We start from the raw sequence: 14,533 nt of genomic DNA on the forward strand, positions 1-14,533 counted from the left end.
TACTTTCTAATGACAAAGCACTGCTTTTGCAGAGTAATACACCTGCTTCATCTATAAAAACCAGCTATAGGGCTTATAACTTTTGCCTATACTTTGATTTAAGCGTGCAAATGCCTAAACTTAGTTACCTAAAACTAAACTTCTCTAAACCTTAACTTAAAAGAACTTGAAAAGACGTCATTTTATCGAGCTATCGGCGCTCGGGTTCGGCGGGCTCATGATGCCTTCCATACCTGTGTTTGGCGATATCATCTCCCCGGAGAGAGCGCTGGAACAGGTAGACCCGGCCCTGAAAAAGCGACTGGCAGATGTGGCTTTGAACACAGCCAAGTCAAGCGGCGCGTCCTATGCCGACGTGCGCATAGGCCGTTACCTGCAGCAATATGTTTTCACGCGTGAGAAGCAGGTGCAGAACATTGTAAACGCCGAGTCTTATGGCGTAGGTGTGCGGGTGCTGGCCAACGGCACCTGGGGCTTTTCTGCCACCTCCGACGTGACGGACAAAGGTATAGCCAAAGCTGCTCAGGAAGCCGTGGCCATTGCCAAGGCCAACGCCAAACTACAGAAAGAGCCGGTAAGGCTTGCCCCTGTGAAAAGCTACGGCGAGGTAAGCTGGAAAACACCGATCGAGAAAAATGCCTTTGAAGTGCCGATCAATGAGAAAGCCGACCTGCTGTTGGCTGCCAACGCCAAGGCCATGGAGAACGGAGCCAGCTTCGTGAACTCGGCGCTCTTCCAGGTAAACGAGCAGAAGTATTTTGCTTCTACCGATGGCTCTTACATCGACCAGGACATCCACCGCATCTGGCCAAACTTTACGGTAACGGCCGTAGACAAAGCCAGCGGCAAGTTCAGGACCCGCGAGGCCCTGAGCGCCCCAATGGGCATGGGCTGGGAGTACATGGTGCCAAAAGCAAGCGAGAAGATAAAAGGACCCGAAGGCACTGGCCTGATGGGCTACCGCTACGCCTACGACATGCTCGAAGACGCTGCCCTGGCCGCCAAGCAGGCCAAAGAAAAGTTAACAGCCAAGTCAGTGGCCGCCGGTAAGTACGACCTCATATTGGACCCGAACCACCTCGGCCTGACCATACACGAATCGGTGGGTCACCCACTGGAGCTCGACCGCGTGCTGGGCTACGAAGCCAACTACGCCGGGACCTCCTTCGCCACCCTCGACAAGTGGAAATCCAAGAACTTTAAATACGGCTCCGACAAGGTGCACATCTTCGCCGACAAGACCCAGAAGGGCTCATTGGGCTTAGTAGGTTGGGACGACGAAGGCGTGAAAACCAAGCAGTGGGACCTGATCAAAGACGGTATACTGGTGAACTACCAGGCTATTCGTGACCAGGCGCACATCATCAACGAGCCGGAGTCGCATGGCTGCTGCTATGCCGACAACTGGAGCTCGGTGCAGTTCCAGCGCATGCCGAACGTGTCGCTGGCACCGGGCAAGCAGAAGATGAACGTAGATCAGCTCATTTCAGGTGTCGACAAGGGCATCTACATCGCCGGACGCGGTTCTTACTCGATCGACCAGCAGCGTTACAACTTCCAGTTTGGCGGCACGGCGTTCTATGAGATCAGCAAAGGCAAGATTGTGGGTATGCTGGAGGACGTAGCCTATCAGAGCAACACGCAAGAGTTCTGGAATTCATGTGCAGGCTCCTGCGACGAGAGTGACTACCGCCTATTCGGTTCGTTCTTCGATGGCAAAGGCCAACCGAGTCAGGTAAGCGCTGTTTCGCATGGCTCTGCCCATACCCGTTTCAATGGCGTGAACGTGATCAATACAGCTAGAAAAATCTAACGATTTTCAGTTAGGAGTTAAAAGTTATGAGTGAAGAGTCTACACATGGACTTTTACTCTGGAAAAGCTTGTAACAGGTATAGAAATCTATGCCTACTCTCCTTTATCAACTTTTAACTCTAAACTCATAACTCTTAACCAAAGATAAAATGGCAATATATACAAGAGAACAAGCAGAGGCCTTGCTGAAAAAGGCGCTGGCTTACTCAAAAGCCGATGAGTGTGAGGTCACGCTGAGCGGCTACAATGGCGGCAACATCCGTTACGCCCGAAACGAAGTGTCTACGAGCGGGGCTGAAGAAAACGTGTCGCTGTCGGTAGAGTCGCGCTTCGGTAAAAAATCCGGAGTGGCCACGATCAACGAGTTTGACGATGCCTCTCTGGAGAAAGTAGTGCGTCGCGCCGAAGAGATCGCCCGCATTGCCCCCGACAGCCCGGAGTATGTGCCCATGCTCGGGCCTCAGAAGTACAGCGCCACGAAAGCACACTTCGACTCCACCGCCAAAATAGACGCCGCCTACCGTGCCGACGCTGCTGCTAAAAGTATAAAAGCAGCCGCAGACAAAGGCCTGACTGCCGCTGGCTTCCTGGAGCACTCCACAAGCTTTATGTCGCGCCTCAACTCAAAAGGCCTGTTTGCCTATCATCCGTCTACCGTAGTCGATTTTTCGGTGACTATGCGTACAGAAGACGGCACAGGTTCTGGCTACGTGACCCAGGACTTCAGTGATGTGAGCAAGCTCGACACCGGTAGTGCCTCCCAAATCGCGGCCAGCAAAGCCGTGAATTCCCGTAATGCCAAGGCGTTGGAACCGGGCAAGTATACCGTCATTCTAGAGCCGGCCGCTTCCATTGATCTGTTGCGCAACATGTTCGGCAACATGGACCAGCGTAATGCCGAAGAAGGCCGCAGCTTCCTGAGCAAGCCAGGAGGAAAGACTAAACTGGGCGAGAAACTGGTAGACGAGCGTATTACGGTGTACTCCGACCCAATGCATCCTGAAATCCCGTCCGCTCCGTTTGCCGGCGATGGCCGTCCAAGAGAGAAGACTACCTGGATTGAGAAAGGTGTGATCAAGAACCTCTACAACTCCCGTTTCTGGGCTGAGAAAACAGGTGCTAAATCAGTGCCGAACCCGGGTGGTGTGGTGATGGAAGGCGGCAATCAGACGCTGGAGGAGATGATCAAGAGCACCAAGCGCGGCATTCTGGTAACGCGCCTGTGGTACATCCGCTCCGTAGACCCACAGACGCTACTCTATACCGGCCTCACCCGCGACGGCACCTTCTACATCGAGAACGGCAAAATCCAGTACCCGGTGAAGAACTTCCGCTTCAACGAGAGCCCCATCATCATGCTCAACAACCTGGAGGCTCTGGGCCGTCCGCAACGCATCAACGGCAACCTGGTTCCGCCAATGAAGATCCGCGACTTCACCTTCACCAGCTTGTCTGACGCGGTGTAGTCAGCTAACTTATACCTTGAATGCCGTATACAGCGCTTTGTGTACGGCATTCCTTTTAAACACCTATAATTTATGCCGACTATACTTCGGATATTTGGATACAGATTTTTCTTCTTCAGCAATGAAGGAAATGAGCCACCACATATTCATATCGAAAAAGCTGAGGGTTACGCAAAATACTGGCTTGAACCAGTTGAGTTAGCCAGTTCTTACGCTTTCAATGCAAAAGAGCTGAATGAACTCCGTAAATTAGTAATAGAAAACAAAGCGCTCTTTGAGCAAAAATGGCATGAGTATTTTAGCTAAGAAGTCTACACCACATGCACAGAAGGTATGGTTTATAGATTCCAAAATGTATGTTCTCTTAACTGATGGTCGTGAGTTGGGTGTACCGTTAGAATGGTTTCCCAAATTGCGTGATGCATCTGAAAGTGAGCGCATGAACTGGCGCTTAATTGGCGGCGGCATAGGTATACATTGGGAAGATATAGACGAAGACCTATCTGTTTCTGGTTTACTTTAAACAAATTTAAATCTAACTCCTCAATTGCAACCTTTCACCTTCGTCCGACTGCAATACCGCTCCGGCAACTGGGATACCGACCCGCGTATGCCGAGCAACCTGCTGCACTCGCTGATCGAGTACACGACGGTGAAGGTGAACGAGCAGGAGAAGGTAATACCGCTGGATAGTGCTGAGCTGTTCAACTACCCTTTTAGCTACATGAGCGGGCACCGGCTGGTGCAGTTTAACCAGAAGGAGCGGCAGAACTTTGAGACCTATGTGCGCAACGGCGGCTTCGTGTTTGTAGACGACTGCAACCACGACCTCGACGGGCTTTTTGCCAGATCGTTTGAGGAGCAAATGAAGCAGATATTCGGGCAGGGAGCTTTGAAGAAGATCCCGAATAACCACAAGATCTACCGCAGCTTCTTTACTTTTGATGAGGGCCCACCTACTACGTCGTTCGAGCTCAACGGCTGGGGCGACGACCTGGTGCACGACTACCTGAAAGCCATCGAGATCAACGGCAGAATCGGGGTGCTCTACAGCAACAAAGACTACGGTTGCGAGTGGGACTATGATTTCCGGAACAAGCGCTGGCTGGCGGAAGACAACACCAAGTTCGGCGTCAACATCATCATGTACGCGCTGACGAGTTAAACATTGAAGACCTCGCAGCGTGCACAGCTCCTGCGAGCTTCTAAAAGACGACCAAAGTCATCACAAAGTACAAAATGACTGAACAAGACATAAACCAACTCCTCGGCAAGCTGCCACAGCTCAAGCAGGAGATACAGAAAGTGATCGTAGGGCAGGAGCAAGTGCTCGACGAAGTACTGATTACGCTGCTGGCAGGCGGACACGGCTTGCTGGAAGGTGTACCGGGCCTGGCAAAGACCTTGCTGGTACGCACTTTATCCAACGCAATGGACCTGAGCTTCCGTCGCATCCAGTTCACCCCCGACCTGATGCCGACCGACATCCTCGGTACCGAGGTACTGGAGGAGGACCACGCCACCGGCAAGCGCTTCTTCAAGTTTAACGAAGGACCTATCTTCGCCAACATAGTGTTGGCTGACGAGATCAACCGGACGCCACCTAAAACGCAGGCAGCGCTGCTGGAGGCCATGCAGGAGTACGAAGTGACTTACGCGGGCACTACCTATACCTTGCCGAAGCCTTTCTTCCTGCTCGCTACCCAAAACCCAATTGAACAGGCTGGCACCTATCCGCTGCCCGAGGCGCAGCTGGATCGTTTCCTGCTCTACATCAAAATAAAATACCCTACGGAACTGGAGGAGCTGAACATCCTCACCAGCACCACCGGCACCCGGCAGTCACAGGTATACCCGGCCATTTCGGGCGAGGAAATACTGCAACTGCGGCAACTCGTGCGGGAGGTGAGCATCAGCGACGACCTGCTGACTTACGTGAACCAACTGGTGCGTGCCACACGCCCTGACACGACTTCGAGCGAACACATCAAAAGCTATGTGCGCTGGGGAGCAGGCCCGAGGGCGGGGCAGGCGCTTATTCTGACTTCCAAAGCCAGGGCACTGCTACAGGGCCGCTTCGCCGTAACAGCCGCCGACGTGTACACGATGGCTTTTCCGGTGCTGCGCCACCGCATTCTGGTTAATTTTACGGCCGAGGCCGAGCGCATAACCACTGATAAAGTGGTGGAAGAGTTACTGCAACACATCAAATTGCCTAAAACAGTTCTGGTATAGGTATAGCGGTGTTGGCGCTTCCGCTATGGAAGCAGCACGAACACTGGCTACGACAGCTCCACATAGCTAAAAAAACTGAAAACAAATGGAAGAAATAGAAAACGTAAAACTAACGGACGCAGGCGCGCAACTCCTGAAAAGGATTGTAGGAGAGCGCATCTGTTATTTCTTCACTGACAACATAAAAATACAGGCCACTGGCGGCAGGGTTACCTACTGGGCGCCCGAGTTTGCTATTGGCCTCACTAAAAACAAGCAGGATCATCGCTTTATCAACATTAGCGCTGACTACAAACTGACTCTCCGCTCGTCTACTACATTTTACGAGTTCGAAATAGAGGAAAGCAGGATGCCGCTTCGGTGCGAGAAACTGCTACAGTCGGGTCAGCACTCCGAAATACGGGTGTTATCAACCCCTGTGCTGATGATCGAACTATACCAGGACTGGAATCAGGAGTTTGACGAAGCCATTCACTATGATGCAGCGATTGTGCTGTATACCGATACACAGAAGTATATGCTTCGAGTGCGCGAAGAGTTAGTTGGCGGGGTGGATATTATACTGGATGAAGCCATGATAGAGGCAGAATTGGTTGATCTGAAACTACGCCAGAGTCTGGTTTAACAGCAGCATTCTATGTCACAAACAGGGCACAAATTTATCGACCCGAAGGTGCTGGCCACGATTAAAGACCTGCCGCTGCTGGCCAAAACGGTAGTGGAGGGCTTTTTGAGCGGGCAGAACCAGAGCATCAGGCGGGGAGCCGGATTGGAGTTCAGCCAGTACCGCAGCTACCAGCCCGGCGACGACCTGCGCCAACTCGACTGGAAGATGTTTGCCCGCTCCGACCGCTACTACATCCGCGAAGCCGAAGTAGACACCAACATCACCGTGCGCTTTATCGTGGACGGTAGCGCTTCGATGGCGCATGAGGACGAGAATGGCCTGACCAAAATGGACTATGCCCGTTTTCTGGTGGCTTCGCTCGCATACCTGGCCACTACGCAAGGTGATGCGGTGGGTCTGTACGTGTTGCACGAGCAGCAACTGATCAACCTGACACCCCGCTCCGACAACATGCACCTGCAGCGCTTCTGGCACCAGCTGGCTGAGATCAGACCCAGCGGACGCTTCCCCGACGCCCAGACAGCTGCTAACCTGTTCTCGGATCGTCGCCAGAAGGAGCTGACCGTGTTTGTAACCGACTTGTATGAGCATGAGCATGAGATAACAGACCTGCTCTACAAACTGGGCGCACAGCGGCACGAGTTGCTGCTATGCCACCTGATGAGCCGCAACGAACTGGATTTTAAGTTTGAAGGCACGCTGACCTTCGAGGATCTGGAAACAGGTCAGACCATGCAGGTAGGTACTGCTGAACAACGCAAGACATACTTGGCCAAGCTGCAGGACTGGCTTCAGCAAACCGAAAAAGCGATGCGCAACCGCCAGATCACCTATGACCGCTTCGTGACTGACGAGCCGCTGGACAAAGCCTTGAGAGCTTTTTTGAAAAACAGGCTGGTTCTGGGTTAGTGAATGAGTGATTGAGTTATTGAGTGGATGAGTGAATGTTTAAAATGATGAAGGACAACTTTTCCGGACATGCAGCCGACTACGCCAGGTATCGGCCCACGTACCCACAGGAGCTGATTGCACACCTGGCAGGTATAGCACCAGCCCAACAGCTGGCCTGTGACTGCGCTACGGGCAATGGACAGGTAGCGGGTATGCTCGCCGCACACTTCAACCAGGTGGTTGCCACTGACATCAGCGAAAATCAGTTGAAGAATGCGATGCAGTTGCCCAACATCACCTACAAAGTAGAACAGGCCGAACAATCCTCGCTCTCAGATCGCTCCGTAGACCTGATCGTGGTAGCGCAGGCGGTGCATTGGTTTGATTTTGATCGATTTTACAAGGAAGTAGAGCGGGTACTTAAGCCGGATGGCGTGATTGCTGTGATCGGGTATGGTCTGCTTAAGACGAGTCTTTCACTGGATAAGGTAATAGAGCACTTCTACAGCAAAGTACTCGACGGTTACTGGGATCCGGAGCGCCGCTACCTCGACGAAGGCTACCGCACCATTCCATTTCCTTTTGAGGAACTTGAGTTGCCGAAATTCAGCAGCAGCTATGCCTGGACGCCCGATGACCTGATCGGTTACCTGAACACCTGGTCGGCGGTGAAACACTACGAAAAGCAGCAAGGCCACAATCCGGTGCAGCTGGTCGAAAAGCAAATCCGAGAGGCTTTTGAGGGCCAGACAACTACCGTCACGTTCGATATCTTGACCAGAGTAGGCAAAGTGCATCATTCCTAAACTCTTAAATTCTCAAACTCCTAAACTTGACCTTTCTCTCCCCATATTGGCTTTTGGCAGCGTCGGCGATAGTGGTCCCGATCGCGATCCACCTGTGGAACAGGCGGCAGGGGAAGACTGTGAAGGTGGGAAGCCTACGTTGGCTGGAGCCATCGGCGAGCAAACGCTGGAGCAGTATCCGGTTAAGCGATGTCTGGCTTTTGGTGCTGCGTTGCCTGATTCTAATACTCTTGGCAGTAGCTTTGGCAAAGCCCGTGTGGCAAGGCGCTCCAAGTACGCAGCAGGCTCAAAAAGCTGTTTTTATCAGCCCCGAACTGTTGCATAGCACCGCTCTCCGCACCATCAAGCCAACGGTAGACGGCCTGCTGCAGCGCGGCTATATCCTGCACCGCTATACTCCGGACTTTGAGGCTATACCTATCGAAGCCTGGCAAGCGCTTAGTAATGACCCGACAGACTCTGTGGTGAGCAATGGCAACCACTGGGGCTTGCTGCCTGCACTGGCGCAACAATATAAACAGGCTGAAGACAGTGTCTGGCTCTTCACTTCCGACCAGCAACGGCATTTTCAGGGTGCGCCAACTCCATTGCAGGAAAACATCCGTTGGGTTCCGGTAGCATTGGAAAGCACGATAAACTGGGTGCAGGCTGCCTATACCTTGCGGCCTGATAGCCTTTTGCTTATCACGGGCCACAGTAATCGCGATGGGACTAAATTTAGTGCTGTGCAGGTGGCTACTCTTGCCCAGGAGGCGAATATTAACGGCAATCTGGTTCGGTTGGGTGAGCAGGGAGATTCTCTCACAGCACAATGGAGCAACAGTTTCTCGCAAAGAATTGCAATCCATAAAGAGCCACTCCGTATAGGTATAGCCCATGACAAAGCGCAGCAAGCAGAGGTTCGTTACCTACAGGCGGCCGTGCAGGCAATCAGCCGCTATACCGGTATACCTATCAAAGCACACGTAATCTCTACCACTACACAACCCGACCCTTCTACCTCCTGGTTATTTTGGCTGAGTGGCCAGAACGTGCCCGGCTCGTGGATAGAACAGGTACAAAAGAATGGGACCAGTCTGTGGGTGCAGTCAGCTTCAGAGCCTGAGCCAATTACAGCACAGCTGGCAGCTTCAGGTATAGAGAAAATCAAGATACAGCAACTGACAGCAACAGATATAGCAAACAGCAATGCAGGTATAAAACTAAGTGACGTAAGCACAGTGTGGCAGACAACAGCCGGAGAGCCTTTGCTCTTCATGCAGCCATTGGGTTTGGGTAAGGTCTATCACTTCAGAAGCGGTTTTGGTCCGGCCTGGAGCCAATTGGGGCAGAGTGCGCAGCTACCGGAGCTTTTGCTACCCTTGCTCTTACCAGAGCAAAGTACTGATCAGTACGATGCCCGTGCGCTGGATGAAACACAACTGAAGTCAACTGTGGTGCAGCCGGTCGGCAAAAAAGATAAGTCCGAAAAGCAGCAGTACAGCTTGATGCCATGGCTCGTGTTGTTAGCGTTCTTGTTATTTGTAGCGGAGCGGTTGATCACGAGTAAACGAAAAACTGCCTGATGCAGAATAGCCTCCATACCTTGCAGCGTATCCGCCGGGAGTACATCCGGGCGAAAGGATGGCTGTATACCTTGCAGGCGCTGGCCGTAGCCTTGGTGGGCGCTGCCATCCTGTACAAGTGGCGACTGGAGGTGCCTTTGCTGGCTGGTTTGGCTATCCTGACGATCTTTGGTGCTTTGCTATACCTTGTTTGGGCATGGAGCCAACTACAGAAGGTTAAGCTCGAGCAGGTGGCTCGTCACCTCAACCGTACCTATCCGCAGCTTGAAGAAAGCACAGGGCTTTTGCTCCAGCCTACTTCCGAGCTCAACCTACTGGAGCGCCTGCAGCAACAGCGGGTTACCAGCCAGCTACAGACCGCTATACCTGAAAAGCAGTCGGTTTTTCACCTGCAAAAGAAGCCTACTTATACAGCGTTAGGTATAGCCGTGCTCGTAGCTGCAGGTATAGCTGCACTGCCAGCCGCCTCAATCGCCGATGCCACAAAGGCCGCTCCCCTGCAACTCGACTTCCCCGACACGCCCGCAGCAGTTGCAGATACCGCCGTTTCTATTCAGAAGATCGATATCACCATTACGCCGCCTGCCTATACCAGACGCAAAGCCTATCAGGCCGATCAACCTAATCTGCGGGTGGAGCAGGGTGCCCGGGTGACCTGGCGCATCAGCACCAACCGACCTGCCCGCACTTTGCAACTGGTTCTCAACGAAGGAAGGCCTCTCCCGCTGCAATCTCAGAATGGCCGCTATACCTTGTCGAGAACATTCATAGAGCCAGCACTTTATCACATTGCCATCAACGGACAAAAATCGGCCTACTATACTTTGGAGATCATACCGGATGAAGCCCCGACAATTCAAATCAAGAAGCCGGAGCAGTACACCGAGATTCTGTTCGGCGACCCGCAGCGCGTGACTATTCGGGCTGAGTTGTCGGACGACTATGGTCTGCGCGACGCCAATATGATCGCCACCGTGGCCAAAGGCTCAGGCGAGGCCGTGAAGTTCAGGGAAGAGAAAATCAGCATTGGCTTTAGCGGGCAGCGGCGCAATTTCAGTGTGAACAAAACCATCGACCTGCAAAAGTTGGGCATGACTTACGGCGATGAGCTTTACTTTTATGTGCAGGCCTGGGACAACCACCGCGGATACACCCGCTCCGAAACCTATTTTGTGCAGATCGAGGACACCACCATTGTGGAGAGCATGGACGACCTGACCATGGGCGTAAACCCCGTGCCCGAGTATTTCCGCAGCCAGCGCCAGATCATCATCGACACCGAGAAGCTGATCAAAGAACAGAAAACGCTGAGCCGGGCTGTTTTCGAAGAGCGCGGCAACAACCTGGGCGTAGACCAGAAGCTTTTACGGCTGCGTTACGGCAAATTTTTGGGCGAGGAGTTCGAGTCAGGTATAGGGCCGGGCGGCGGCATACCCGAGGGCGAAGAAGGCCACGAGGAAGAGCACTTTGCCGGCGACGGCCACGACCACCCGGAGTTCGAAGACCAGACTAGCGTCGAGGCTCTGCTTGACCCTTACCTGCACAAGCACGACCAGGAAGAAGCCGCCACTTTCTTCGAGCCCGCCGTGAAAGCCAAACTGAAAGGGGCGCTGGCCCAAATGTGGGAAGCTGAACTGCGGCTGCGCACTCATCGCCCGAAAGAAGCCTTACCCTACGAGTACAAAGCACTGCGCATGCTCAAGGAGGTACAGCAGAGCACCCGCGCCTACGCCGCCAAAACAGGTTTCGACCCACCGCCACTCAAAGAACCTGAAAAGCGCCTGACAGGGGATTTGAACAAAATAAAACCGCTAACCGAAAGACGCACTGTAGAAGCCGATACCAAACTACCCCATACCCGACAGGCCCTGCAGTGGCTGGAACGCCAAAAGCAGGGCGGTAGGTATAGCCAGCAGGATGTCGCCTTACTGGAGCGGGCCGGACGGGAACTGGCACAGGAGGCACTGGCCAAACCCGGTCGCTACCTCCGCGCTATGCAGGACCTCCGCACGCTCATCGCTGACATCAACGCCAACCGTCCGCTTTGTAATGATTGTTTGATGACGGTAGAACGGGCATGGTATGAGTTGCTGCCGCCAGCCAAGCCATCGCCGCAGAAGCAGAGTACGACGAGAAGTAAACTGGCGAAAAGTTATTTGGAACAGTTATCAGAGAGCAGTAAAAAATAAACAATCAAACGAGTGCAGTATACCTTCCCATACCTCCCCTGGCTTCTCGCTACTTTAGCCGTTCTTTTGCTCGGCTGGCTGGCGTGGCGTCGGCCTGACCGCAGGCGACTGGTATGGCGCCTGTTGGCCAGTGCAATAGCAGGTATAAGTCTGGTGCTGTTGCTTTTCCCACCCACCTATCAGCGGGCGCTTGACCCAAGTACCGCTATTTTGCTGACAGAGGGGTATGAGGCAGATTCGCTAAGTGCCCTGATCGAGCGACTGGAACCCAATCCGCTGGTGTATACCTACAAAACCCAAGCCCCGAAAGCAGCTGCTATATCTGATTTTTATACTTTCCGGCAGGAGCAACCGCATGTACAGACGATACACATACTAGGGCATGGCTTGGCAGAGCAGGATTTGCTAACCTTGCAGGATGTCAGTGTGATACCGCACCTATCCAGTGTAGCTGCAGGTATAGCCTCCATCACTTGGCCGGAAACTATCACATTGGGTGAGGCACTGACCGTGGCGGGTCAGTATAGCCAGACTATCGATGAAGAGACGACCCTCTACCTGCAAGCCGCGGGGCAAGTACGCGACTCCGTTAGGTTAAAAGAAATTGGCCAGCATACCTTCCAGTTGCGCTATACCCCGAAGCAGGAGGGCCGCTATACCTATTCCTTAACAGCGAGATCAGGCGACAAAGTAGATACGCTCGGTCACGTGCCCGTGAAAGTAGATGCTGCCATCAAACCTGCCGTGTTGCTTGTATCGTCTTTTCCGTTGTTCGAGTTCAAATTCCTGAAAAACCACCTCGGGCAATTGCAGCACAAAGTGGCATTGCGCAGCACCGTCAGCAAAGGTATGTACCAGAGCGAATGGCTCAACATGGTACAAACCGACCTGAGTCGTATCACGCCCAAATTACTGCAGCAGTTTGATTTGGTGATCATAGAGCCCCAGGCTTTGCAGGAACTTAGCAGCGCCGAACGGGCAACACTGCAGCGAGCCGTTACCGAAGATGGGCTGGGTGTGCTGACTGTTGCGGCTGAACAACTGGGCAACCGAACCACGGCTTTCTTCACCAATTTCCAAAGCAAGCGCCTGTCGCAGCAGGACACCCGCAGCGCCCGGGCCTACTGGACCAACGGCACCACAGCAGCGGTTATACCTGTGTCGCCTTATACCCTGGTGAGCAGCGAGGCCGTGACGGGGCTGATAGAAGAGCAAAGCAACAACCTGTTGGCGGCGGGCCGCAAGGCTGGCTGGGGCACCGTGGCGCTGTCGGTGGTGCCGCAAACGTTCAGCTGGCAGCTCGAAGGCAAGCAAAACACTTACGCCAGCTACTGGGCACACTTGCTATCGTCGGTTGCCAAACGCGAAGTGCAGGATAAGTTCTGGCAAGTTAGCAAACCGCAGGTGCCACAGATTCACCAACCGGTTACACTACAGCTCACTGATTATACCTTAATTACAGCTTCCCTTATACCTGCGGCAACCGTCCGTAGCACAGCCGACACAGTTCGAACGGGTATAGCGTTACAGCAAAGCGTTCATCAACCCGAGGTATACGAAGGCACTTTCTGGCCGCGCCGTTCGGGCTGGCATGTAGTGGAATCGCCGGGCGTGGAGCCGCTTTATTTTCTGGTGCAGGATACTGCCGCGTGGCAGCATCAAGGTATACAAGCCAGGCGGGAAGCGACGTTGGGGTTTGCCGCACAGCAGCGCACTAGAGTGGCAGAAAACAAAACGGCCTATGCAGAGGAGCAAGTGCCCGTGATCTGGTTTTTCCTGCTGTTTGTGCTCAGCACCGGGTTCCTATGGCTGGAGGAGAAGCTGTAGACTCTTTGTTACGATCTTAACCTTTATTTATGCCCAACCGGCAGCGCCTTTGCTGCAAACGTATCCAGCAGTTGTATCAGATCCGGTATGCACTCCAGGTTGAGGGTATGGCCTACATGCGGCAGAATCTCCAGCTCCCCGTGCGGCAGTGACTGGTACATGGCGCGGCCCATCTCCGGCGTGCAAAGCATGTCTTCTTCGCCGTGCACCACCAATACCGGCAGCTGTACTTTCTTTAGTTCTTCGAGGTAGTTGCCGCTTTCTTCGGTGGCACGCACCAGCTTCAGCAGTCGCTCCGGGGTGGGACTTTGGCTCGTTTTGCTGTTTTTGAGATTCTCAATCGTAATGATGGGGTTCAGGAAATAGCTGCGGCCCAGCACAAAAGGCAGCATCACATCGAGCATCAGCGAATAGCCGCCTGCCAGCAAAGCCTGTTTCCAACTGGCCCCGATGGCGTCGAAGTAAGCATCTTTGTACGGAAAGGTTGAGAGGAGCACGCCCCGCTGCACCAACTCCGGATGATTCACCAGAAAACGCTGCGCCACCGCACCACCGTAGGATATACCCACCAATATCGTATCGGCTGGCAATTGCAAACTTTTGAGCAAATCAGCCAGATCGGCGGCGTGTCCTTCAAAGCTCCGGTGCTCCGCCGCTTCATCCGACTGTCCCTGAAACACCAGATCCACCAGCACCAGCCGGTACTTCTTACCGAGGGCATGCACCAGTCCCGCCCAGGCCGCCGTCGACTGCGACAGTCCGTTCAGGAAAACCATCGCCAGTGTGGCCTCAGCGTTTCCGTGCAGTTCGTAGTGTAGTTCCAGTCCGTCGGGCAGGCGATGTCGCATGGTGTCGTTAGTTTAAGGTGGGGGGAATGATGACCAAATCTAAAGGAAAATTCTGAAAGGCATTCAGCGAGGTATGGCCAAACCGTACCTGCATCAGGCGTAGGCACAAATTTTCGCGGTAAACTTCTTATAAAAAATGGCTGCCTATACCTAAGTTACTGGTCTTGCATATAACTCGTGAGCTTTCACAAGGCCAATGGCAACCAACCTATACCTCATCCTCCTTGGCCATCGCTCTTCCGGATTTCCTAATCCAGAAGCTTTA

At 53.3% G+C, this 14,533-nt stretch carries 13 protein-coding genes; 12 read left to right on the forward strand and 1 reads right to left on the reverse strand.

Annotation, left to right across the window (positions count from 1 at the left end):
- The first annotated feature begins 166 nt into the window (after positions 1-166).
- The 12 genes from C8E01_RS14190 to C8E01_RS14245 all read left to right on the forward strand — a co-directional run bounded on the left by C8E01_RS14190 (position 167) and on the right by C8E01_RS14245 (position 13,420).
- Positions 167-1,813, forward strand: coding sequence for a TldD/PmbA family protein (locus C8E01_RS14190; RefSeq protein ID WP_116544101.1), 1,647 nt, complete (start codon positions 167-169; stop codon positions 1,811-1,813).
- 149 nt (positions 1,814-1,962) lie between these two features.
- A complete protein-coding gene (locus C8E01_RS14195) occupies positions 1,963-3,279 on the forward strand; it encodes a TldD/PmbA family protein (protein WP_116544102.1) in 1,317 nt (438 codons plus the stop codon).
- Between the two features lie 72 nt (positions 3,280-3,351).
- Positions 3,352-3,585 (forward strand): DUF4160 domain-containing protein, encoded by a 234-nt coding sequence (locus C8E01_RS14200; protein ID WP_116544103.1) that lies wholly within the window; start codon positions 3,352-3,354, stop codon positions 3,583-3,585.
- Positions 3,569-3,802 (forward strand): DUF2442 domain-containing protein, encoded by a 234-nt coding sequence (locus C8E01_RS14205; protein ID WP_116544104.1) that lies wholly within the window; start codon positions 3,569-3,571, stop codon positions 3,800-3,802. The genes C8E01_RS14200 and C8E01_RS14205 overlap by 17 nt, the downstream gene beginning before the upstream one ends.
- A 24-nt stretch (positions 3,803-3,826) precedes the next feature.
- Positions 3,827-4,444, forward strand: a complete 618-nt coding sequence (locus C8E01_RS14210; protein ID WP_116544105.1) for a DUF4159 domain-containing protein — start codon at positions 3,827-3,829, stop codon at positions 4,442-4,444.
- 74 nt (positions 4,445-4,518) lie between these two features.
- Positions 4,519-5,514 carry an AAA family ATPase gene (locus C8E01_RS14215; protein WP_116544106.1) on the forward strand — a complete coding sequence of 332 codons (996 nt, stop codon included), beginning with the start codon at positions 4,519-4,521 and terminating at the stop codon, positions 5,512-5,514.
- Between the two features lie 85 nt (positions 5,515-5,599).
- Positions 5,600-6,139, forward strand: coding sequence for a hypothetical protein (locus C8E01_RS14220; RefSeq protein WP_116544107.1), 540 nt, complete (start codon positions 5,600-5,602; stop codon positions 6,137-6,139).
- A gap of 12 nt (positions 6,140-6,151) precedes the next feature.
- Positions 6,152-7,051: a DUF58 domain-containing protein gene (locus C8E01_RS14225; RefSeq protein WP_116544108.1), complete on the forward strand. Its 900-nt coding sequence runs from the start codon at positions 6,152-6,154 to the stop codon at positions 7,049-7,051.
- Positions 7,052-7,095: 44 nt separating this feature from the next.
- The gene (locus C8E01_RS14230) at positions 7,096-7,839 is read left to right on the forward strand and encodes a class I SAM-dependent methyltransferase (RefSeq protein WP_243409586.1); all 744 of its coding nucleotides are present in this window, start codon (positions 7,096-7,098) and stop codon (positions 7,837-7,839) included.
- Between the two features lie 26 nt (positions 7,840-7,865).
- Complete coding sequence (locus tag C8E01_RS14235) at positions 7,866-9,404, forward strand: BatA domain-containing protein (protein ID WP_165820650.1); 1,539 nt, start codon at positions 7,866-7,868, stop codon at positions 9,402-9,404.
- Entirely contained in the window at positions 9,404-11,593 is a 2,190-nt protein-coding gene (locus C8E01_RS14240; RefSeq protein WP_116544110.1) for a DUF4175 family protein, read from the forward strand. The genes C8E01_RS14235 and C8E01_RS14240 overlap by 1 nt, the downstream gene beginning before the upstream one ends.
- Positions 11,594-11,605: 12 nt before the next feature.
- Positions 11,606-13,420 carry a hypothetical protein gene (locus tag C8E01_RS14245; protein WP_116544111.1) on the forward strand — a complete coding sequence of 605 codons (1,815 nt, stop codon included), beginning with the start codon at positions 11,606-11,608 and terminating at the stop codon, positions 13,418-13,420.
- A 23-nt stretch (positions 13,421-13,443) separates the two neighbouring features.
- Here C8E01_RS14245 and C8E01_RS14250 read toward each other — a convergent pair whose 3' ends face one another.
- Positions 13,444-14,268 carry an alpha/beta fold hydrolase gene (locus C8E01_RS14250; protein ID WP_116544112.1) on the reverse strand — a complete coding sequence of 275 codons (825 nt, stop codon included), beginning with the start codon at positions 14,266-14,268 and terminating at the stop codon, positions 13,444-13,446.
- Between the last annotated feature and the right edge of the window lie 265 nt (positions 14,269-14,533).

It is taken from the genome of Pontibacter virosus (assembly GCF_003096355.1).
In the GTDB taxonomy this organism is placed as follows: Bacteria; Bacteroidota; Bacteroidia; order Cytophagales; family Hymenobacteraceae; genus Pontibacter; species Pontibacter virosus.

Excerpts from the sequence above, each read along its gene's own strand:
- C8E01_RS14195 (WP_116544102.1), top strand. The coding sequence starts at position 1,963 with ATGGCAATATATACAAGAGAACAAGCAGAGGCCTTGCTGAAAAAGGCG.
- C8E01_RS14200 (WP_116544103.1), top strand. The coding sequence starts at position 3,352 with ATGCCGACTATACTTCGGATATTTGGATACAGATTTTTCTTCTTCAGC.
- C8E01_RS14205 (WP_116544104.1), top strand. The coding sequence starts at position 3,569 with ATGAGTATTTTAGCTAAGAAGTCTACACCACATGCACAGAAGGTATGG.
- C8E01_RS14215 (WP_116544106.1), top strand. The coding sequence starts at position 4,519 with ATGACTGAACAAGACATAAACCAACTCCTCGGCAAGCTGCCACAGCTC.
- C8E01_RS14220 (WP_116544107.1), top strand. The coding sequence starts at position 5,600 with ATGGAAGAAATAGAAAACGTAAAACTAACGGACGCAGGCGCGCAACTC.
- C8E01_RS14225 (WP_116544108.1), top strand. The coding sequence starts at position 6,152 with ATGTCACAAACAGGGCACAAATTTATCGACCCGAAGGTGCTGGCCACG.
- C8E01_RS14230 (WP_243409586.1), top strand. The coding sequence starts at position 7,096 with ATGATGAAGGACAACTTTTCCGGACATGCAGCCGACTACGCCAGGTAT.
- C8E01_RS14240 (WP_116544110.1), top strand. The coding sequence starts at position 9,404 with ATGCAGAATAGCCTCCATACCTTGCAGCGTATCCGCCGGGAGTACATC.
- C8E01_RS14250 (WP_116544112.1), bottom strand. The coding sequence starts at position 14,268 with ATGCGACATCGCCTGCCCGACGGACTGGAACTACACTACGAACTGCAC.